The organism is Streptomyces sp. NPDC091280 (assembly GCF_044768565.1).
Taxonomy (GTDB): domain Bacteria; phylum Actinomycetota; class Actinomycetes; order Streptomycetales; family Streptomycetaceae; genus Streptomyces.
In genome coordinates this window covers 488,884-508,445 of the sequence record NZ_JBIVUZ010000001.1, presented here as the reverse complement: position 1 = coordinate 508,445, position 19,562 = coordinate 488,884, and the positions used below count along the sequence as shown (strand labels likewise).

The window sequence follows — 19,562 nt, the reverse complement described above, 5'->3', positions numbered from 1 at the left end:
CCTGACCAGCAGATCGTCACGGCCGGCCGCGGTGGCAGCACAACGGGTGGGGTCCCGCACAACGGCGTGCGGGACCCCACCCGTTGGCCGCTATTTCTCCCATCACCTCCGCCCGGATCGGTATTTCGGGAGACACTCGGGACAACTTGCAACGAAAGCCCGCAACGAACCCCGAAGTGAGGTGAGCGGGGTGCGCACTCCGGTCAGCGATCCGCTGAGCGTGGGGCCGTACCGGATCGTCGGACGGCTCGGCTCCGGCGGTATGGGATGGGTGTACCTCGGGCGTTCCCCGGCCGGCCGCGAGGTCGCGGTGAAGGTTGTACGGCCCGAACTGGCCGCCGAGCGCGAGTTCCGCGAGCGCTTCGCCCGCGAGGTCGCCGCCGCCCGGCTGGTCAGCGGCGCCTACACCGCCGCCGTGGTGGACGCGGACACCGAGGCCGAACTCCCCTGGCTGGCCACGATGTACGTGCCCGGACCGTCCCTCGCCGAGGCCGTCCGCGCGGACGGCCCGCTGCCCGAGGCCCAGGTGCGCAGGCTCGGCGCGTTCCTCGTCGAGGCGCTCCAGGCGATCCACGCCGCCAACCTGGTCCACCGCGACCTCAAGCCGGCCAACGTCCTGCTGGCCTCGGACGGCCCCCGTGTCATCGACTTCGGCATCTCCCGCGTCGAGGGCGCCCCGAGCCTGACCCGGGCCGGAATCGTCGTCGGCACCCCGCCGTTCATGTCGCCGGAGCAGATGACGGCCGCGCCGGTCGGCCCGCCCACCGACGTGTTCTCCCTGGGCGGTGTCCTCGTCCACGCGCTGACCGGCCGCCCGCCGTTCGGCTCGGGCGAGGGGGTGAGCCTGCGGGTGGTGCACCGCGACCCCGACCTGGACGGCGTACCGGCCGGGCTACGGCCGCTGCTGGCGCGGTGCCTCGCCAAGCGGCCCGGCGACCGGCCCCGACTGGACGTCCTGCTGGGCAAGTTGCTGGCCCAGCCGCGCACCGCTCCCTGGCCGCCGCCCGCCGTCGCCCGCACCATCGAGGTCCGGCGCGGCGAACTCGCGGCCCGGCGCGCGGGCGGTACGAGCCTGCCGGTGCCGTCCTGTCTGCTGCTGCACGCGCAGGCCCTGCTGGACGCGGGCCTCACCGACGACATGGTCACCCGGGCGGTGGTCCGTGGCGACGCCTGAGGCCTCCATCCCGCCCGGCCGGGACTACGACATCGCCTCCTCCTGGCGGCAGTTGACGCACACCTGGGGCGCCCGCCGGAATTACCACGTCGAGAGCGATGTCGATTCCCTCTCCCTGAAATTCGATCTAGAGGAGTCGGGGCGCACCCTCACCGTGCGTTTCATGACCACGAAAAGACTTCTCGTCGCCTTTGTCACCGACGGTCATTCTCTGCGCAAGGATCAATTGGCCATCGCCGCCGCCGCGTCCAACGCGTGGAACACCGAACAGCTGAATCCGATGCTGTCGGTGTGGGACGTGCGCGGACCCGCGCCATGCCTCGCCGGAGTCTGCGACCTCCCGCTGACCTGCCGGATCTCACAGTCCGACTTCGATGTTCTGGCCAGTGATTGGGTGGAACGGGCGCGACAGATGTTCACCCGTTGCCATCAGGTTTTCCAGCTGTAGAAGTGAATTGAGCATTCTCGGTCAACCCCTTTCGGCCACGGCCCTGTTGCCTCCACTATGGGCGCCAACGGGGGGTCGTCATGAGACGTACGCTGTTCGCTGTCCTGCTCTTCGGCTTGTTGATCGCGTGGATTACCGCCGGGCCGGCGGCTGCCGACAACGGCCCCTGCGGCAAGGATTTCCCGGCCCGGCTGGACTGCTGGCAGGGGGCGCTCGACGACGGGGCCCTGGTCACGGTCACACTGAACGAGCCCCTGGACTTCGAGGCGGGCCACCAGATCCCCCGCGATCTCAAGAACCTCCAGGTGCGCGTGCCGGCCGGTGTCCACACCGGCCAGGGCGGCACCGCGCTGCTGATCCTGGCCGGCCACCGGCTCGTCGCCCGGGACGCCAGGATCGACGGGCTGAGCCAAGGGACGCTGGATGCCCTCGGTGACTGCAACGCCGTGTGCGGGCAGCTCCGGAAGTCACTCACCGGCGCTCAACTGATCGGCAAGGACGTGGGCGTCGCCGACCTCGACACCCATACCTTCACCGTCGGCGAGCACAAGTCCTCGGACTACCTGCTCCTGCTGCTCATCGCCCTGACCGCCGTACTGTTCCTGCTCCTCCTCGGCCTCCTCCTGGCCGTCCGGCGCTCCCGCGCCCCGGCCCTGGCCGCGGCGGGCGCGGCCGGCGCGGCGGAGGTCGGGCCAGAGGTCCGGTCGGAGGAGACCACCGCCCGGCTCCGCCCCGTCCCGCCCGCGCCCGCACCGCCCCCGTCCCCCGGCCGCCGGGTCGGCCCCCGCACCGGCCCGTCCCGAACGGCACTCGTCCGTACGGCACTTCGTCCGCAGGGCTACGTCGAACTCGACCAGGTCCTGTACCGGGCGGTGTGGGCCGAACCCGACCGCACCCCGCCCGACCCCGGCGGACAGGTCGAGGTCACCGACGCCCACGAACCCGACTCCGACGTCCTGTACGCCTACCCGCCCGCCGCCCGGCACCACGCCCGCGGTGGCTCGTGACCCCCGAACCACCGCCAGGAGAACCCATGCACAGCGAATATCCGCCCACCCTGCCGGCGGAGTACGCCGACATCGAGTTCGAGAACAACGCGCAACGGCTGCCACTGGTGCTGTGCCTCGACACGTCGAGTTCCATGGCGGGCGCGCCCATCCAGTCGCTGAACGACGCGCTCGCCGACTGGACCCGCGAACTCCACGACGACGTCTCCCTCAGCTACAGCGTCGAGGTCGCCGTGATCACCTTCGGCGGCCGGGGCGTCGGCGCCTGGCGCGGACCCCAACTCCTGGACCCACACACCCCGGTGAGCCCCTTCGTGCCCGCGCACGCCTTCCAGGCGCCCCGCTTCACCGCGTCCGGCGTGACGCTGATGACGGAGGCGCTGGAGCTGGCCATGCAGGTCGTCGCGGCCCGCAAGACGGAACTGCGCGCCTGCGGACTCCAGTACTACCGCCCGCAGATCTGCCTGGTCACCGACGGCCTGCCCACCGACGCCACCGGCCACCTCACCGACTCGTGGCACCGGCTGCTGCCCGTCCTCGCCGCGGAGCAACAGGCCCGCCGCTTCCGGCTCTACGCCATCGGCGTCGGCGGCATCACGGACCGCGGCGAACAGGTGCTCCAGGCGTTCGCGCCGAAGTTCAACGCGCGCATCCAGGGCTTCCCGTTCCGCGAACTGCTCCAGATGATGTCGGCCAGCGCCAACGCCGAGCAGAAAGGCGCGGGCGACGAGGTCTTCGAGAAGATCTTCAGCCAGTTCAAGACCCAGCGCCCGGCCTGGGAGAGCTGAGCGGTGGCCGCGTCGCCCTGGCGCGTCCACGGCCTGAGCGTCGAGGGCTACCGCCACCGCCGTACCGGCACCCCCTGTCAGGACGCCTGCACCTATGTGACCTCCGCGCCGGTGACCGTGCTCGCCGTCGCGGACGGCGCGGGCAGCCGCCCGCACTCCGACCAAGGGGCCCTGCACGCTGTCGAGTTGGCGGCCGAGCACTTCCGGCGCCGGGCCGCCGCCGCGTCCGGCTGCCCACCGGGCACCGAGGTCCACGACCTGCTCGCCGACGCCTTCCACGATGTGGCCAAGATCTTCCTCGACACCTACGGCGCCGCCGCACCCGACTACGCCACCACCCTCACCGTCGTCGTCCTCACCCCCGGCTGGCTCGGCCATCTCAGCGTCGGCGACGGCTTCGTCGTCGTACGCGCCGGAACCGAGGACGGGCAGCGGCAGTTCCATCTGCTGCCGCAGCCGCCCGCCGTCAGCGAGTACAGCAACGAGACCGTCTTCCTCACCTCGCCCGACGCGCCCCGCCGACTGCACACCGACTGCGTGGCGGACCCGCGCGTCGACGGGGTGCTGCTGTCCACCGACGGTCTCGCGCAGGCCGCGCTGTCCACCCCCGGCGGCGGCCCGCCGCAGCCCAACACCTCGTTCGTGGAAGCCGTGTTGCGCTCCCTGGACACCCCGGGGCCGGTGACCGACAGCGCGCACGAGAACATCGCCGCGCTGCTCCGCTCCGACCGGCTGACCAGTCTCAACGGCGACGACAAGACCCTGCTGCGGGCCGTGCGCGCGGTGACCCCGTGACCGGCCGCGTCGTCCACCTGGACGGCAAGCCCGTGACCCTCGCCGAACTCCCGCTCAAGGGCGGCGGCCAGGCGGCCGTCTTCCCCGTCGAGGGCGACGACACGATCGTGGTCAAGCTCTACCGCGACCGCCCGGGACCGGACCTGGAGCGCCGCCTCGCCCGCATGCTGACCATGTCACCCCTCGCGGCCCGCCCCACCGACGCCAACCAGCCCCCCGAACTCGCCTGGCCCACCGCCGTCGCCCGCGGCCCCGACGACACCTTCCTCGGCTACGCCATGCGCCGCTTCGGCGAACCCCAACACGTCCAGCTGGTGGGCCTGTTCACCCGTGCCCAACGCCTGCGGCTCTTCCCGGACCGCGCGGACTGGCGCTTCCTGCTCGGCGTCTCCTGGAACCTCGCCTTCATGACGGCCCGCATGCACCACGACCAACTGGTCATCGGCGACTTCTCGTCGAGCAACGTCGTCGTCGACGCCAACGGCTTCGTCACGTTCCTCGACTGCGACTCCATCGCCTTCACCGACCCGGTCACCGGCGAGCACTTCCCGTGCCTGATGCACACCACCGACTACAGCTCACCCGAACGCCAGTCGGGCGCCCCGGCCACCCCGGAGAGCGACAACTTCGCGCTGGCGGTGCTGATCTACCAGCTCCTCACGGCCGGCAACCACCCCTTCGGCGGGGTCCCGCACGCCAGCACCTCCGAGTCGACGGTCAAGGACAACATCGCCGCGAGCGTCTCCTACGTCGTCCGCCCCGAGGCGGTCGTCGTCCCGCGCGGCACCGTAGACCCCTCGGTCCTGCCGCCCGGCCTCCTCACCCTGGCGCACACCGCCTTCGGCCCCGGCGTCCACGCCCCCGCCGCCCGCCCGAGCGCCGAGGTCTGGCTGCGCGCCCTCGACCAGGAGCGCTCCCGCGTCCGGGCCTGCCCCACCCGCCCCCTCCACACCTACGGCGCCCATCTCCCGGCCTGCCCGTGGTGCGCCCGCGCCGCGGTGACCGGACACGACGTGTTCAACCCGCCGGTACGACAGCCGGTGCCGGCCCCGGTCCCGGTACCCCCGGTGGCCGAGCCGGAGTCCCACCGCTTCGGCCCGCTACAGGTGGCGGGCCTGCTGCTCCTGCTGGTCGTCCTGCTGGTGATCCTTCAGAGGTTCTGAATCCTTCAGAGGCCCCGATTCCCTCACAGATTCTGAGAACGCCCCCGGTCCTCCAGATACCGCGTGTGCGACTCCTGCCGCCGCGCCTCCACCTCGCGCAGGTTCGCCGCCAGCCCCTGCGCCTCCTCCTGAAGCACCGTCAACTGCCGTTCCAGATGCCGTTCCGGCGGCTCGGTGCCCGGTGCCAGCCGCGTCCACCACCGGGTCCGTACGAACGTGTCGACGGCCTCCGGCACGTCCTGCCGGATCGCCCGCGACAGGATGTGCACGCCTTCCGGGTCCCGTGCGAGGTCCTCGGTGATCCGCGGGTCGAGCAGTCCGGCGAGGAGCTGAGTCAGCTCGGTGAGCCGGCCGGCCGCGGCCGGGGGCAGTTCGACGCCGGCCAGATAGCCGCCGAGCTTCTCGAAGTCGTCGCGCAGTTCCTCCAGTTGGGCCGACGGATCGGGGAAGTCGGGCAGCGGCGGCCGTTCCGGCGGCGCGATCAGCGCGCCCGCGCCGTACAGCCCGACGACCACGACCGGCCAGTACGGCCCCGCCACCCCGGCGAATGTCAGGACCAGCCCGAGCAGTCCGCAGGCGCTGCCGGTGAGGTTCTTGCGGGACTCCACGTAGCCGAGGAACTTACTGGTAGCCACGGATCTCCTCGAAGGCGCCGTCCAGCGAGCCCTGTTGGGCGTCGAAGAGACGACCGCCGGTCAGGTCGGCGATGTGCCGCAACTCCGCCTCGTCCGAGTCGCCGAAGAGGATCGGGAAGACGGGGATGTCCCGTTGCGCGGTGGGCAGTCGACGGTAGAACCCGTCGAACTCCCGGGCCTTGGCGCCGGTGGTGTTCTCGCCGTCCGTCATCAGCACGATCGACGTGAACGTGTCGCCGCCGCTGCCGAGATGCTCGTAGGCCTTCTCCAGCGAGGTGTAGATCGCGGTGCTCCCGTCGGCGGCGAGCGCCTCGGTGTCCTTGCGGATGGCGTCCAGCCCGGCCTGCGGATCGGCCGGACTCACCACATGTGTGCTGACGCTCTTCACGGCCGACCCGAACGGCATCAGGGTGACCTCCTCCCGCTGCCGGAAGTCACCGGTCAGATCGGTGAGGGCCTTCTTCAGCCGGGACAGCCGGTCGCCCGCCATGGACCCCGAGGTGTCCAGGACGTACACGGTCCGCGAGGGCCGGCGCAGCTTGTTCTCGTACGAGTCGAGCAGCCCGTCGGCCACGGAACGGCTGCCGGGGAAGGGGAGTTCACGCCGTCGGCCGGTGTCCAGGCCGGACGCGGGCGGTACGGAGGTGACGACCGGGCGGCGGTGCGTGCGGGTGGTGATCAGCTTCTGGAGGGCGTCCGTGCGCAGGTCGGTCGTCACGCGGCGGACGTTCTCGCGGGTCGTGGCGTCGGTCGAGGCCAGCGAGGACAGCGGGTAGTCGGCGGTGACGACCCCGTCGCTCGGGCGGATCACGGTGAGTCCCGGGATGCCCTTGAGGACGGACTCGTAGTTGAGCAACGCGTCGACGTTTCCCCGGCGTCGGTACGCCTGCGCGAGCCATCCGGACGAACCCGAGGTCAGCTTCTGCCCCTTGAAGAATTCCTTCAGCCGGGGAGTCGCCTTGCTGACGTCGGCGTCGGTGAGTGCCGACTGCGCGCCGGAGAGCGCCGAGGCCACCGAGACGAGGGTGGAGAAACCGGAGTTGGAGCGGGCCGGGTCGGTCATGCCGTAGGTCAACCTGCCGTCCTGGACGGCCTGTTCGAGCTGTGACCAGGTCACGTGGTCCGGCTGCCAGCCCAGCGCGGCGACGGTGGCCGGCTTCACCCCGATCGCTACCGGGCTCGTCATGATCGACGTCTCGGACACGACCTTCTTCGCCGCGTCGGGCCGCAGCCGCAGATAGTCGTTCGACGACAGCCACAGCGCGTCGTAGTGCCCGTCGACCTTGCCCTTCGCCAGCAGGTCCACCGCGTCGAGGGTGCCCAGGTAGGTGGGGCGGACGGTGATGCCGGTGTCCTTGCGGACCCGGTCGAACACCGGTGTCATGTCGCTGAGTTCACTGGAGGCGAGGACCCGCAGGGTGCCGGGTCGGGGGGCGTCGGCGTCGGTCTTCTTCGGGGCCGGGGAGGTGCACGCGGTGAGCAGCGCGGCCGTCCCGAGCGCGAGCGCGAGCAGGCGTCTCATCCGAGCCCACCCTCCAGCGCGCCCCGCGACCGGCTCCGCTCCAGGTAGCCACTGGCGTTCTGGAGCTCGGAGGTCAGGGACTCCACGGTCGCCACCATCACCTCGGTCGCCTGCGCCTTGTAGGTGTCGATGGTGTCGAGGGTGCGGTAGATCTGCTGGAAGGCGGCGCGCAGCGTCTCCGCGCCCACCGCCGGGTCGGCCGCGATGCGCTGGATCTCGCCGCTCTGCGTGGCGAGCATCTCCGCGTTGCCCCGGATCAGGTCCTCGGTCGTCCCGCGCAGGGCGTTGACCTGGTCGACGACCTTGCGCTGGTTCTCCAGGGCGGAGGCGAGCATGACCGAGATCCGCAGCGCCGAGACGGTCGTGGTCGCCGCCCGGTCCACGCCCTTGATGAGTTCGTCGTTGTTGCGCCGTACGACGTCCATCGCCAAGTAGCCCTGCGCGCACACCGCGAGCTGGGTCAGCAGGTCCTGGTGCTTCTGCCGGACCGGGAAGAGGACGTCCGCGCGCAGGGTGTCGGCCTGGCCCGGGTCGGTGGACTCGACGCCGGTGATGTGCTGTTCGACGGCGGTGTCGAGGGCCTGGGTGAGCACCACGTACTCCTGGAGCTTGCCCATGGTCTCCCAGAGGCGGACCCGCTCGGTCTGCAACGACGCGTTGTCGCGCCGGAGTTCGTCCTGCCCGCCGCGCAGCGAGCCGACGATCTTGTTCAACGTGCCTTGCGCGGACGCGTACTTGGCGACGTGGTCGCGCAGCTTGTTGCCGCCGGGCAGCCGGGACAGCAGCTTGCGGCCCTTCGAGGCGGGCAGGTCGCGCGGGTCCAAGTCCTCTACCACGCGCCGGAGTTCGACGAGTGAACCGGCCACCTGCGACTGGGCGTCCCCGCCCTTCGACGGCAGACTCCGCACGGTCCGCTCCAGCATCCGGTTGGACTGCGCGGTCGCGCTGCGCATCTCCCCGGCGCCGAGCGCGGTGATCTCGCCGACCTTGCCCGCGAACTCGGGCGAGCGGGCGTCGAGTGCGGCGAGTCCCTCCACATAGGCGGAGGCCTTGCGCTCCATGTCCGTACGGACGGAGTCGTCGACCGGGACGAGCCCGCCCGCCTTCTCTCTGGGCACCGGCCGCACGGCCTCCGGCGGGGTGAGGGTGAAGACGTCGTCACCGCTGAGTGTGTTCTCGCTGCTGTTCTGGCTGGTGTTGAAGCTGCTGCTCATGTGGTTCCCCCCGGTCAACCGCGCGCCCGGCGCGCCATGTCGTGCAGCACCGAGGAGGTGGGCACGGGCGCCTGCCGGACACCGGTCAGTGTCTGGTTGAGGTAGCTGGAGTGGGCGGCGGTGGCCGCGACGAACTCGGCGGAGTCGCCCTGCGGCCGGAACCCGTGCCGAACCGCGAGCTTCCGCAACGTCGGGTCGGAGCTGAGGAGTTCACCCAGCGCCCGCCCCTCGGCGGTGAGCGGTACGACGGTGTGGTCGCTGGTGGCCGTGGTGTCCGGGTAGAGGACGACGAGGTCGCCGACCGGCTGCTTGTCGAGCAGCAGGGAGGCCACCTGGGACTCGTAGACCAGGACCAGCGGATTGCCGGCGCCGCTGATGAAGTCCCTGAACGGCGCGTCCGAGCTGGACTGCTGGGCGCCCTGCACGCTGATCAGCTTGCGCATGAGCGGCGCGGTCCGGTCGACGTCGGCGGTACTGGCCGCGACCCGTCCGCCGCCCGCGACGTACGAGGCGGCGGCGAGGTAGAGGGCACCGGAGTTGGAGGTCTCCGGGTCGGTGGTCGCGATGTAGAGGGTGCCGCTCAACTCCCCGTGCTTCTCGGCCCCCTTGAGCTGCTGCCAGGTCCGGTCGGCCTTGGCCGCGTCCAGATAGGCGGCCATCTTCAGCGTGCCGCGGTCCTGGTCCTTGTCCAGCGTGGCGAGCCCGTTGGCCGCGAGTACCCGGGCGGCGCTGCGATGGGCCACGACGACGAGCGGCGAGTAGAAGGGCCGCGGCAGCGGCTGCCGCACCTTGTACTTGGCGGCGAGCGCGTCGGCCGGCGCCTGGCTGGAGGGGAAGGCGAAGTCGTACCCCTTGAGGTCGAGCCCCTCCATGGCCCAGGAGCCGGAGGTCTCCGTCTTCACGGTGAAGCCCTTGGCGGCGAGGGCCTTCACCACATCGGGATCGGCGAAGAAGTCCGCCTTCTCCGATCCGATCACACCACGCACGGTCTTCGTTGCCGTGCCCTTGTCCCCGGTGTCCCGGCCCGCTACGACGGCTGCCACCACTCCGCCGATCAGCAGGACCGCGAGGACGATTCCCGCGATACGTCTCACGAGGGGCAGCGTGCTCGCGGAACCCAACATTCCCTGCGGAAAAGGGTGAACGGAAGGTGTCGGACGGGTCCCGGATCAACACGCCGGTCTTTCAGGGGCGTTGTGGGCTCACGCCACCGGGGTGCCCGCGTGGGCGTCCATCCGCTCGGCCGACAGGATCGCCGCGGCGGTGTCCGCCCGGGAGGCCGCGACGACCAGGGCGCGTCCGGCGAGCGCGTGCGCCCGGCGGTGCAGGGCGTCCGGGCGGGACGTGGGAGCGGAGGCGGACAGGCGGCTGGGCACGGCCCCGCCGCGCAACCGCGTCAACTGCCCCGCGAGCCGCTCGGCGGCGGTGTCCAGCTCGGCCGAGGGCGCCAGCGCCCGCAACTCGTCGGTCACCGCGAGCAGTGCGGCGAGATGCCCCGCCAGCTGGATGTCCAGCTCCTCCTCGCGCGACCGGTGCGGGAAGTCGGAGGGGGTGCGGGCCATCGTGCTGTGGACCGACTTGGTGCGGATCGGTTCGTACATGGCATGGTCTCCTGTGCTCAGACAGGAAACCATCCTAGCTTAGATCTCGTCTAAAGTTGTCTTGGCCGAAAAATTGGCCGGAACAAGGTCAAGAAAAACCGGCCGCGAGGTTTACGGCTGGCTGTACCCGTCCAGGAAGTTCCCGATCCGCGTCACCGCGCTCCGCAGATCCCCGACCGAGGGCAGTGTCACGACCCGGAAGTGGTCCGGCTCCGACCAGTTGAAGCCGGTGCCGTGGACGACCATGATCTTCTCCCGGCGCAGCAGGTCGAGCACCATCTGCCGGTCGTCCTTGACCTTGAAGACCTGCGGATCCAGCCGCGGGAAGAGATACAGCGCGCCCTTCGGCTTCACGCAGGTCACCCCGGGGATCTGGGTCAGCAGCTCGTACGCGACGTCCCGCTGCTCCTTCAGCCGCCCGCCGGGCAGCACCAGGTCGTCGATGGTCTGCCGCCCGCTGAGCGCGGCGACCACCCCGTGCTGTCCGGGCATGTTGGCGCACAGCCGCATGTTGGCCAGGATCGTCAGACCCTCGATGTACGACTCGGCGTGCGCGCGCGGCCCGGAGATCGACACCCAGCCGACGCGGTATCCGGCCACCCGGTACGCCTTCGACATGCCGTTGAAGGTGAGGGTGAGCAGGTCCGGGGCGATCTTCGCGGTCGGGGTGTGCGTGGCGCCGTCGTAGAGGATCTTGTCGTAGATCTCGTCGGAGCAGACCAGGAGGTTGTGGCGGCGGGCGATGTCGGTCAGGCCGCGCAGCATCTCCTCGTCGTAGACGGCTCCGGTCGGGTTGTTCGGGTTGATGACGACGATCGCCTTGGTGCGGTCGGTGACCTTCCGCTCCACGTCGGCGAGGTCGGGCATCCAGTCGGACTGCTCGTCGCAGCGGTAGTGGACGGCGGTGCCGCCGGAGAGGGAGACGGCGGCGGTCCACAGCGGGTAGTCGGGCGAGGGGACGAGGACCTCGTCGCCGTCGTCGAGGAGTCCCTGCATGGCCATGACGATCAGCTCGGAGACGCCGTTGCCGATGAAGACGTGCTCGACGTCCGTCTCGATGCCGAGGGTCTGGTTGTGCATGACGACCGCGCGGCGGGCGGCCAGCAGGCCCTTCGCGTCGCCGTACCCGTGCGCGGAGGAGACGTTGCGGAGGATGTCCTCCAGGATCTCGGGCGGGCACTCGAAGCCGAAGGCCGCCGGGTTGCCCGTGTTGAGCTTCAGGATGCGGTGGCCGGCCGCCTCCAGACGCATCGCCTCTTCGAGAACCGGGCCCCGGATCTCGTAACAGACGTTGGACAGCTTGGTCGACTGGATCACCTGCATGTCCGTGAGCTTACGGCCCGGTAACGCCTCTCGCGCCGTGTTCTGCGCCACGTGGGCTTCTTGCGGCGGCCCCCTCTTGTCGTGAGAATGCACATGACAAAGACGTGAGGGCGACCGGAAGATCTCCGGTCGCTCGCGTCTGTAAGAGGGGACCCCCACATGAACAAGCCTCTCCTTGCCGCACTCTCCGGCCTGGCCATCGCCGGGGCGGGCGTGGTGCCCGCCGTCGCCGCACCGCAGGCGGCACCGAAGGCGGCGGCCGTGACCGTCGACTTCGCCGGAATCGTCTCGCTCAGCAACTGCTCCGGCTCGGTCATCCGCTTCCCCGGCTCGACCGACACCGCTCCGGCGCTGGTCATGACCAACGGCCACTGCCTGGAGACGGGCTTCCCGGACCCCGGCGAGGTCATCACCGGCCAGTCCTCCAGCCGCACCTTCGGGCTGCTGAACTCGGCCGGCACCAAGGTCGCCACGCTCCGCGCCAACCAGGTCCTCTACTCGACGATGACCGACACGGACGTGACGATCTACCGCACCACCACCACGTACGCGGCGATCAAGAGCGCGTACGGCATCAGCCCGCTCACCGTGAGCGCCACGCACCCGACCGCCGGTACCGCCATCAAGGTGGTCTCCGGCTACTGGAAGACGATCTACAGCTGCAACATCGACGGGTTCGTGTACCGGCTGAAGGAGGGCGACTGGACCTGGAAGGACTCGGTCCGCTACACCTCCGCCTGCAACACGATCGGCGGCACCTCGGGCTCCCCGGTCATCGACACCAGCACCGGCCAGGTCGTCGCCGTCAACAACACGGGCAACGAGGACGGCGAGCGCTGCACCGTGGACAACCCGTGCGAGGTCGACGAGAACGGCACGGTGACCGTCCGGCAGGGCATCAACTACGCCGAGGAGACCTACAACATCCCGGCGTGCTTCACCTCGGCGAACGTGCTCAACCTGAGCGCGAGCGCCTGCACCCTGCCCAAGCCGTAGGTCAGGCAGGGGGGTTGGCGTTCCGTCGCACGGGACTGCGACGGACCGACCGGCCCGCCAGCACGTCCGTCCGCCGGCCGTCCTCGATCACGAAGCGGCCGTCGATCAGGACATGGGGGATGCCCGTCGGCAGCGTGCGCGGTTCCTCGAAGGTCGAACCCGCCGCCACCGTCGCGGGGTCGAAGAGGACCAGGTCCGCCCGGTAGCCCTCCTTCACCAGGCCCCGGTCCGGCAGGCGCAGCCGCGCCGCCGGGCGGGACGTCAGATGGGCCACGCACTCCTCCAGCGACAGCACGCCCAACTCCCGCGTGTACCGGCCCAGATACTCCGGGAACGTGCCGTACGCCCGCGGATGCGGCTTGGCGCCCTGGAGGATGCCGTCCGAACCGCCCGTGTGGACGCGGTGCCGCATGATCTGCCGGACGTTCTCCTCGTGGCCCACGTGCTGGAGGATCGACGGCGCCAGCCGGTCGGCCAGCAGCAGCCGGCGGGCGGTAGCCCAGCCGTCCAGGCGGCGGCCGACGTACCGCGCCAGCGCGGGGTCCGCGACCCCCGAGATCTCGATGGTGTCCCACTGCATCGGCACCCCGTGGCAGCCGTCCGAGCCGGTCACCTCCAGATCGTGGCGGATACGGTCGGCCGTCGCGTCGTCCGCGAGCCGCCTCAGGATCTCCTCCGGACCGCCCTCGCTCGCCCAACTCGGCAGCATCGCCACGAGAGTCGTACAGCCCGGGGTGTAGGGGTAGGTGTCGAGGCTGATGTCGGCGCCGGCCGCCAGCGCCTCGTCCAGGAGGGCCAGCAGCTCCGGCGCCCGGCCCTCGTTCACCCCGAAGTTCATGGTGGCGTGCGCGAGATGGAGGGCGCAGCCGGCCTCCCGCGTCAGCTCCACCATCTCCGCGTAGGCCTCCAGCGCGCCCGCGCCGTACGAGCGGTGGTGCGGGCAGTAGTAGCCGTCGTACGACGCCACCACCCGGCAGAGTTCGGTGAGTTCGGCGTCCTTGGCGTACATGCCGGGGGTGTAGGTGAGCCCGGACGACAGGCCGACCGCGCCCTGCTCCAGGCCCTCGGCGACCAACTCCCGCATCCGGTCCAGCTCTTGAGGCGTCGCCTCCCGGTCCTCCCAGCCGACCGCGAGCATCCGGACCGTGCCCTGCGGGATCAGATAGGCCGCGTTGACGGCGATCCCACGGCCGCCGAAGGCGGAGTCCAGCCGGTCCAGGTACTCGCCCACCGACCGCCAGTCGAAGTCGACGTCGTCGCCGTGGCCGTTCCATCCGCTGATCGCCCGGCGCACCTGTGCGAGGGTGCGGTCGTCGACCGGTGCGTACGACAGCCCGTCCTGGCCGAGGACTTCGAGGGTCACGCCCTGAGCGGCCTTGGCGCTGTGGTCCGGGTCGCGGAGCAGGGCGAGGTCGCTGTGGGCGTGCATGTCGATGAAGCCGGGGGAGAGGACCAGCCCCTCCGCGTCCAACTCCCGCCGCGCCTTCGGGCGTTGACAGCCCGCCTGCGCCGCCTCCCGCACGATCTGGACGATCCTGCCGCCGTCGACCACGACATCGGCGCGGTAGGAGGGCGCGCCGGAGCCGTCCACGACGTCCACGTCCCGGATGACGAGCTCTTCCATGCGATGCCTCCCAGGGGCCTCTAGAAGCTAGAAGAAGGTGCGGATGTGGTCGACGACCGTTCCGTCCGCCTCGACCACCGGGATCAGCTGCCACTTGTCGAAGGACGTGCAGGGGTGGGACAGGCCCAGCCCGATCCAGTCGCCCACCTCCAGGTCCGCCTCCGCCGTCGTCCGCAGCCAGGCGTGCTGGTCGGACAGGCCGGTGACCTCGACGCCGGTCGCCGGCCGCTCGACCCCGTCCCGGCGCACGACCTGGGCGAACGGGAGGTCGAGGTCGTGCGCCGCGTCCCGCTTGCCCGCGTTGGCGAAGGCCTGGTCGGGAGAGGGCCGGGAGACGATCTGCGCCCAGAGCCGGAACGCGGGCTCCAGGGCGCCTTCTTCGGGCACCCGGGTGAAGGGGGTCAGCTTGCGGTAGTGCCCGTCGTCGTGTGAGACATAGGCGCCCGAGCGCAGCAACTTCAGCGCGGGGAGCGAGAGTTCGGGCAGCTCGGCGAAGACGTCGGCCACCGCGTCGAACCAGGCGCTGCCGCCCGCGCTGACCACGATCGCGTCCAGACCGGACCCGGCGAACCGGCCCGCCTTGTCGAACTCCACGGCCAGCGCGGTCAGTCGGCGCAGCCACGCGTGCACCCGCGCCGGATCCGCCTGCGGCACCTCGCCCTCGTACCCGGCGATCCCGGCCAGCCGCAGGGTCCCCGCGGCGGCCACCGCGTCCGCGACCGCCGCGCACTCCGCCTCCGTACGGACACCGGTCCGGGCGCCCTCGCCCGCGGCCAGTTCGACCACGACGTCCAGCGGGCGGGCGGCGCCGCGCAGGGCCGCGTCCATCAGTTCGACCCCGCGCACGGAGTCGACGTAGCAGACGAAGCGGAAGCCGGGGTCCGTGTCGAGTTCGGCGGAGATCCACTTCAGGGCCGCCGGGTCGACCAGTTCGTTCGCGAGGAAGATCCGGTCGATGCCGAACTCGCGTGCCACGCGCACCTGGTGGGGGACCGCGAGGGTGATGCCCCAGGCGCCGTGGGCGAGTTGGCGGTGGAAGAGCTGGGGGGCCATGGAGGTCTTGCCGTGCGGGGCGAAGGCGAGGCCGTGGCGGGTCGCGTAGGTCTCCATGAGCCGGAGGTTGTGCTCCAGGCGCTCGGCGGAGAGGGTGAGGACGGGGGTGGTGAAGCCGCCGGTGAAGAGGTTGCGGCGCTCGGCGGACAACGCGGCGACCGTGCTGCCGTCCGCGTCCGGGGGGAGGCCCTTGAAGCGGTGGTCGACGCGCTCCCCGGCGAGCCGGGCGAGCGCTTCGGTACCGGTGTCGCGGACCATGAGGCCTCCCTGAGCTGGAGTGTTGCAATCTCTGCAACCTTCATTGCGTATATCGCTTACCGCTGTCTAACATCTCGCCCAACACCTGGTCAACGGAGCCGCCGCGAACCGGTGCACCGACGAGGAGCCATCACCATCGTGACCGCCGACGGACAGTCCACCGCCGCCCGTGACGTCGTCGACGTCGTAGCGCTGGGCGAGTCCATGGTCACCTTCCTGCCCGGCCGCCCCGGCCGCCTCGCCGACGTGCCGTCCTTCGACCGCGCCATCGGCGGCGCCGAGTCGAACGTCGCCTGCGTGCTGGCCGCCGCCGGACACAGCGTCCGATGGGTCAGCCGGGTGGGGGCCGACGGCTTCGGGGACCATCTCGTCGAGACCATCGGCGGCTACGGGGTGGACGTGTCCGCCGTGGAACGCGATCCCGCCCGCCCCACCGGCATCTACTTCCGCACCGCCGGCGACCGGGCCACCGACGCCCACGAGGTGGCGTACTACCGGGCCGGGTCCGCCGCCTCCGCGATGTCCGTGACCACCGTGGACCTCGCCGCCGTACGGGCCGGGCGGGTGCTGCACCTGTCGGGGATCACCCCCATGCTCTCCGCCGACTGCCTCGGCCTGGCCCGCGAGCTGACCGCGCTGCGCGCGCACCGCCCGCTGATCTCCTTCGACGTCAACCACCGCCCCGCGCTGGGGCGTTCGGCCGACGGACCGAGCGTCCTGCTGGAACTGGCGCGCGGCGCCGACCTCGTCTTCGTCGGCGAGGACGAGGCCGCCGAGGTCTGGGGGCTGGTCGGGGCCGACGCCGTACGGGACGCCTTCCCCGACCCCGAGACACTCGTCGTCAAACAGGGCGGACGCGGCGCCACCGTCTTCCACCGGCGAGAGGTCACCTTCGAACCCGCGCCGCACGTCGACGTCGTCGCCGCGGTCGGCGCCGGGGACGCCTTCGCCGCCGGGTTCCTCTCCGCGACCCTGCGGGGACTGCCCGTACGGGACCGGCTGCGGCACGGCCACCTCACGGCCGCCGCCGCCCTCACCGTCCCCGGCGACCTCGCCGCGCCGCCGCTCCGCGACCACGCCGACCGGCTGGTCGCCCTCGACGACCCGGCGTGGGGGAGACTTCGACTCGGCCCCGGCTGGACCGACACCGCCGAGCGGGCCGACGAGGAGGTACGTACGCCATGAGTCAGACCGTCGACCGCGCGCTCAGCATCCTGCCGCTGCTCGCCGCGGGCCCCGCCGACCTCGGCCAGGTCGCCGAGCGCCTCGACGTTCACAAGTCGACGGCCCTGCGCCTGCTGCGCACCCTGCACGAACACGGCCTCGTCTACCGCCAGTCCGACCAGCGCTACCGCCTCGGCGCCCGCCTCATCGCCCTCGCCCAGGAGGCGATGGAGAACCTCGACATCCGCGAGATCGCCCACCCCCACCTCGTCCGCCTCAACGAACAGTGCGGTCACACCGTCCACCTCGCCGTGTACGAGGAGAACGAGGTCCTCTACATCGACAAGGTGGAGAGCCGCTACCCGGTCCGCATGTACTCGCGGATCGGCAAGCCCGTCGCGATCACCGTCGCCGGGGTCGCGAAACTGCTCCTGGCCGACCTCCCGGAGGCCGAGCGGCGAGCCCTCGCCGACAAGCTCGACTACCCCATGTACACCGCCCGCTCCACCCCCAACGCCCCAGCTTTCCTCAGGGAGTTGGAGAAGGTGCGGGACCAGGGATGGGCCACCGACCTCGGCGGCCACGAAGAGTCGATCAACTGCGTCGCCGCACCGATCCGGGGCGCCGACGGACGCGTGGCCGCCGCGATGTCGGTCTCCGCGCCCAACGTCGTCGTCACCGCCGACGAACTCCTCACCCTGCTCCCGCTGGTCCGTCGTACGGCGGACGCCATCAGTGGGGAGTACTCCGGCAGAACCCCCGTCAAGGAAGCGACCACATGACCGAGAAGACCGCCCTCACCCCCAAGACCCACACCGCGCCGCCCGCGAAGTTCTCGCACGGCGTCCGCAAGGGGAACATCCTCCAGGTCGCCGGCCAGGTCGGCTTCCTGCCCGCGGTCGAGGGACAGCCCCCGACCCCCGCCGGCCCCACCCTGCGCGAGCAGACCCTCCAGACCCTCGCCAACGTCCAGGCCATCCTGGAGGAGGGCGGCGCGAGCTGGGAGGACGTCATGATGCTCCGCGTCTATCTGACGGACGTCGACCACTTCGCCGAGATGAACGCGATCTACAACGCGTACTTCGAGGGCCGCGTCGAGATCCCGGCCGCCCGCACGACGGTCTACGTCGGCCTGCCCGCCGGCCTGCTCATCGAGATCGACGCGCTGGCCGTCCTGGGCTGACCGGCCCGGATGAGCTGACGCTCCCTCAACTCCCGCACGCTGTAAGACGGTTCGGCACCTCTCGGGGTGCCGCGCCGCGATCCCCCATGCCCGAAAGCACCATGAACCCCCACCGAGGACCCCCACATGACCACGACCGCACCACCCCACACCGGAGGCCTGCTCCTCCTCCTCGACGGCACGGCGGGCCTGCTCACGGTCGCCGCCATCGGCATCGCGCTCCTCCTCTTCCTGATCATCAAGGTCAGACTCCAGCCCTTCGTGGCCCTCCTCGCCGTCTCCATAACCGTCGGCCTGCTGGCCGGCCTGTCCGTCACCGAACTCTTCGGCACGGTCCAGCGCTCCGACGCCGTCTCCACCATCGAGTCCGGCATGGGCGGCATCCTCGGCCATGTCGCGATCATCATCGGCCTCGGCACGATGCTCGGCGCGATCCTCGAAGTCAGCGGCGGAGCCGAGGTGTTGGCCTCCCGGCTGCTGAACCTCTTCGGCGAGCGGCGTGCCCCCCTCGCCATGGGCCTCACCGGCCTGATCTTCGGCATCCCGGTCTTCTTCGACGTCGGCATCTTCGTCCTCGCGCCGATCGTGTACGCCGCCGCCAAGCGCGGCGGCAAGTCGATCCTGCTCTACTGCCTGCCGCTGCTCGCGGGCCTGTCGATGACCCACGCGTTCCTCCCGCCACACCCCGGCCCGGTGGCCGCCGCGGGCCTCCTCCACGTCCAGCTCGGCTGGGTCATCCTCATGGGCGTCGTCGTCGGCGTCCCCGCCGTGCTCGCCGCGTGGGCCTACGCCGCCTGGATCGGCAAGCGGATCTTCGTCGCCGTACCGCAGGACATGGTCGAGGCGGCGGCCGAGGCCAAGCAGGCGGTCATCGACGAACAGCGGGAGTCCGGCGTCGTACCGCAGGAGAAGCCGGTGGCGCTCGGCACGGTCCTCGCGATCATCGGCACGCCCCTCGTCCTGATCCTCGCCGCCACCTTCTCCTCGATCGCCCTCGACCCGTCCACCGGCCGCTCGGTGATCGAGTTCTTCGGCAGCCCCTTCGTCGCCCTGACCATCGCGCTGCTCCTCGCGTACTACCTCCTGGGCCTACGACGCGGCTGGTCCCGCAAGTCCCTGGAGACCGTCTCCACCGCCTCCCTCAAGCCGGTCGGCAACATCCTGCTGGTCGTCGGCGCGGGCGGGATCTTCGGCGCCGTCCTCAAGGCGAGCGGAGTCGCACAGGCCCTGTCGGACACCTTCCACGACGTGGGCCTGCCGGTCCTGGTCCTCTCCTACCTGATCTCGCTCGTCCTGCGGGTCGCCCAGGGCTCGGCGACGGTCGCGATCGTCACGACGGCGGGCATCGTGGCCCCGCTCCTCTCCGAGGGCGACCACTCCCAGGCTTTCGTCGCACTCGTCATCATGGCGATCTCAGCCGGCTCGATCTTCGCCTCGCACGTCAACGACGGCGGCTTCTGGATGGTGGCGAAGTACTTCGGCATCACCGAGAGGGACACGCTGAGGACGTGGACGGTGCTGGAGTCGGTGTTGTCCGTCGCGGGGTTCGGGGTGGCGGGGGTATTGAGCCTCTTCGTCTAGAAGGTCGTGTAGGCGTCTGATAACGAAGTAGGG

The 19,562-nt window shown here is 70.9% G+C and carries 19 protein-coding genes; 11 read left to right on the top strand and 8 right to left on the bottom strand.

All coding sequences use genetic code 11. The features are described from left to right. The first annotated feature begins 190 nt into the window (after positions 1 to 190). From ACIQPR_RS02360 to ACIQPR_RS02335, 6 genes are all read left to right on the top strand, one after another. Positions 191 to 1,174: a serine/threonine-protein kinase gene (locus ACIQPR_RS02360; RefSeq protein ID WP_403640658.1), complete on the top strand. Its 984-nt coding sequence runs from the start codon at positions 191 to 193 to the stop codon at positions 1,172 to 1,174. Then, positions 1,161 to 1,622: a hypothetical protein gene (locus ACIQPR_RS02355; protein ID WP_403640655.1), complete on the top strand. Its 462-nt coding sequence runs from the start codon at positions 1,161 to 1,163 to the stop codon at positions 1,620 to 1,622. The genes ACIQPR_RS02360 and ACIQPR_RS02355 overlap by 14 nt, the downstream gene beginning before the upstream one ends. A gap of 80 nt (positions 1,623 to 1,702) precedes the next feature. Continuing rightward, entirely contained in the window at positions 1,703 to 2,629 is a 927-nt protein-coding gene (locus ACIQPR_RS02350; protein WP_403640652.1) for a hypothetical protein, read from the top strand. A gap of 26 nt (positions 2,630 to 2,655) precedes the next feature. Further along, entirely contained in the window at positions 2,656 to 3,417 is a 762-nt protein-coding gene (locus ACIQPR_RS02345) for a VWA domain-containing protein (protein WP_403640650.1), read from the top strand. A gap of 3 nt (positions 3,418 to 3,420) precedes the next feature. After that, positions 3,421 to 4,212, top strand: a complete 792-nt coding sequence (locus tag ACIQPR_RS02340; RefSeq protein WP_403640647.1) for a PP2C family serine/threonine-protein phosphatase — start codon at positions 3,421 to 3,423, stop codon at positions 4,210 to 4,212. Further along, positions 4,209 to 5,375, top strand: coding sequence for a hypothetical protein (locus ACIQPR_RS02335; RefSeq protein WP_403640644.1), 1,167 nt, complete (start codon positions 4,209 to 4,211; stop codon positions 5,373 to 5,375). The genes ACIQPR_RS02340 and ACIQPR_RS02335 overlap by 4 nt, the downstream gene beginning before the upstream one ends. A gap of 23 nt (positions 5,376 to 5,398) precedes the next feature. On the opposite strand, the gene ACIQPR_RS02330 is transcribed toward ACIQPR_RS02335, so the two are convergent. The 6 genes from ACIQPR_RS02330 to ACIQPR_RS02305 all read right to left on the bottom strand — a co-directional run bounded on the left by ACIQPR_RS02330 (position 5,399) and on the right by ACIQPR_RS02305 (position 11,670). Further along, positions 5,399 to 6,010, bottom strand: a complete 612-nt coding sequence (locus ACIQPR_RS02330; protein WP_403640641.1) for a hypothetical protein — start codon at positions 6,008 to 6,010, stop codon at positions 5,399 to 5,401. Beyond that, entirely contained in the window at positions 5,997 to 7,532 is a 1,536-nt protein-coding gene (locus tag ACIQPR_RS02325; protein WP_403640638.1) for a VWA domain-containing protein, read from the bottom strand. Before ACIQPR_RS02325 ends, ACIQPR_RS02330 begins: the two co-directional genes overlap by 14 nt. Continuing rightward, positions 7,529 to 8,746: a toxic anion resistance protein gene (locus ACIQPR_RS02320; RefSeq protein ID WP_403640635.1), complete on the bottom strand. Its 1,218-nt coding sequence runs from the start codon at positions 8,744 to 8,746 to the stop codon at positions 7,529 to 7,531. Before ACIQPR_RS02320 ends, ACIQPR_RS02325 begins: the two co-directional genes overlap by 4 nt. Positions 8,747 to 8,760: 14 nt before the next feature. Next, positions 8,761 to 9,840, bottom strand: a complete 1,080-nt coding sequence (locus ACIQPR_RS02315) for a substrate-binding domain-containing protein (RefSeq protein WP_403640632.1) — start codon at positions 9,838 to 9,840, stop codon at positions 8,761 to 8,763. Between the two features lie 108 nt (positions 9,841 to 9,948). Next, positions 9,949 to 10,347, bottom strand: coding sequence for a hypothetical protein (locus tag ACIQPR_RS02310; protein WP_403640629.1), 399 nt, complete (start codon positions 10,345 to 10,347; stop codon positions 9,949 to 9,951). A gap of 111 nt (positions 10,348 to 10,458) precedes the next feature. Continuing rightward, entirely contained in the window at positions 10,459 to 11,670 is a 1,212-nt protein-coding gene (locus ACIQPR_RS02305; protein ID WP_403640626.1) for a pyridoxal phosphate-dependent aminotransferase, read from the bottom strand. A 159-nt stretch (positions 11,671 to 11,829) separates the two neighbouring features. On the opposite strand from ACIQPR_RS02305, the gene ACIQPR_RS02300 reads away from it, so the two are divergent. Beyond that, positions 11,830 to 12,666, top strand: a complete 837-nt coding sequence (locus ACIQPR_RS02300; RefSeq protein WP_403640624.1) for a trypsin-like serine peptidase — start codon at positions 11,830 to 11,832, stop codon at positions 12,664 to 12,666. A gap of 1 nt (position 12,667) precedes the next feature. On the opposite strand, the gene ACIQPR_RS02295 is transcribed toward ACIQPR_RS02300, so the two are convergent. After that, positions 12,668 to 14,290 carry an amidohydrolase family protein gene (locus tag ACIQPR_RS02295; protein ID WP_403640621.1) on the bottom strand — a complete coding sequence of 541 codons (1,623 nt, stop codon included), beginning with the start codon at positions 14,288 to 14,290 and terminating at the stop codon, positions 12,668 to 12,670. Positions 14,291 to 14,317: 27 nt separating this feature from the next. Continuing rightward, positions 14,318 to 15,601, bottom strand: coding sequence for an amino acid deaminase (locus tag ACIQPR_RS02290; protein ID WP_403640618.1), 1,284 nt, complete (start codon positions 15,599 to 15,601; stop codon positions 14,318 to 14,320). 138 nt (positions 15,602 to 15,739) lie between these two features. On the opposite strand from ACIQPR_RS02290, the gene ACIQPR_RS02285 reads away from it, so the two are divergent. From ACIQPR_RS02285 to ACIQPR_RS02270, 4 genes are all read left to right on the top strand, one after another. Next, positions 15,740 to 16,786, top strand: a complete 1,047-nt coding sequence (locus tag ACIQPR_RS02285; RefSeq protein ID WP_403640615.1) for a sugar kinase — start codon at positions 15,740 to 15,742, stop codon at positions 16,784 to 16,786. After that, positions 16,783 to 17,547 carry an IclR family transcriptional regulator gene (locus ACIQPR_RS02280; protein ID WP_403640612.1) on the top strand — a complete coding sequence of 255 codons (765 nt, stop codon included), beginning with the start codon at positions 16,783 to 16,785 and terminating at the stop codon, positions 17,545 to 17,547. The genes ACIQPR_RS02285 and ACIQPR_RS02280 overlap by 4 nt, the downstream gene beginning before the upstream one ends. Next, positions 17,544 to 17,948 (top strand): RidA family protein, encoded by a 405-nt coding sequence (locus tag ACIQPR_RS02275; protein WP_403640609.1) that lies wholly within the window; start codon positions 17,544 to 17,546, stop codon positions 17,946 to 17,948. The genes ACIQPR_RS02280 and ACIQPR_RS02275 overlap by 4 nt, the downstream gene beginning before the upstream one ends. A gap of 126 nt (positions 17,949 to 18,074) precedes the next feature. Further along, complete coding sequence (locus ACIQPR_RS02270) at positions 18,075 to 19,529, top strand: GntP family permease (RefSeq protein WP_403640606.1); 1,455 nt, start codon at positions 18,075 to 18,077, stop codon at positions 19,527 to 19,529. The last annotated feature ends 33 nt before the right edge of the window (positions 19,530 to 19,562 follow it).

Coding starts and splice junctions, on each gene's coding strand:
- ACIQPR_RS02350 (WP_403640652.1), top strand. CDS start 1,703: ATGAGACGTACGCTGTTCGCTGTCCTGCTCTTCGGCTTGTTGATCGCG.
- ACIQPR_RS02345 (WP_403640650.1), top strand. CDS start 2,656: ATGCACAGCGAATATCCGCCCACCCTGCCGGCGGAGTACGCCGACATC.
- ACIQPR_RS02325 (WP_403640638.1), bottom strand. CDS start 7,532: ATGAGACGCCTGCTCGCGCTCGCGCTCGGGACGGCCGCGCTGCTCACC.
- ACIQPR_RS02320 (WP_403640635.1), bottom strand. CDS start 8,746: ATGAGCAGCAGCTTCAACACCAGCCAGAACAGCAGCGAGAACACACTC.
- ACIQPR_RS02310 (WP_403640629.1), bottom strand. CDS start 10,347: ATGTACGAACCGATCCGCACCAAGTCGGTCCACAGCACGATGGCCCGC.
- ACIQPR_RS02305 (WP_403640626.1), bottom strand. CDS start 11,670: ATGCAGGTGATCCAGTCGACCAAGCTGTCCAACGTCTGTTACGAGATC.
- ACIQPR_RS02300 (WP_403640624.1), top strand. CDS start 11,830: ATGAACAAGCCTCTCCTTGCCGCACTCTCCGGCCTGGCCATCGCCGGG.
- ACIQPR_RS02295 (WP_403640621.1), bottom strand. CDS start 14,290: ATGGAAGAGCTCGTCATCCGGGACGTGGACGTCGTGGACGGCTCCGGC.
- ACIQPR_RS02290 (WP_403640618.1), bottom strand. CDS start 15,601: ATGGTCCGCGACACCGGTACCGAAGCGCTCGCCCGGCTCGCCGGGGAG.
- ACIQPR_RS02280 (WP_403640612.1), top strand. CDS start 16,783: ATGAGTCAGACCGTCGACCGCGCGCTCAGCATCCTGCCGCTGCTCGCC.
- ACIQPR_RS02275 (WP_403640609.1), top strand. CDS start 17,544: ATGACCGAGAAGACCGCCCTCACCCCCAAGACCCACACCGCGCCGCCC.
- ACIQPR_RS02270 (WP_403640606.1), top strand. CDS start 18,075: ATGACCACGACCGCACCACCCCACACCGGAGGCCTGCTCCTCCTCCTC.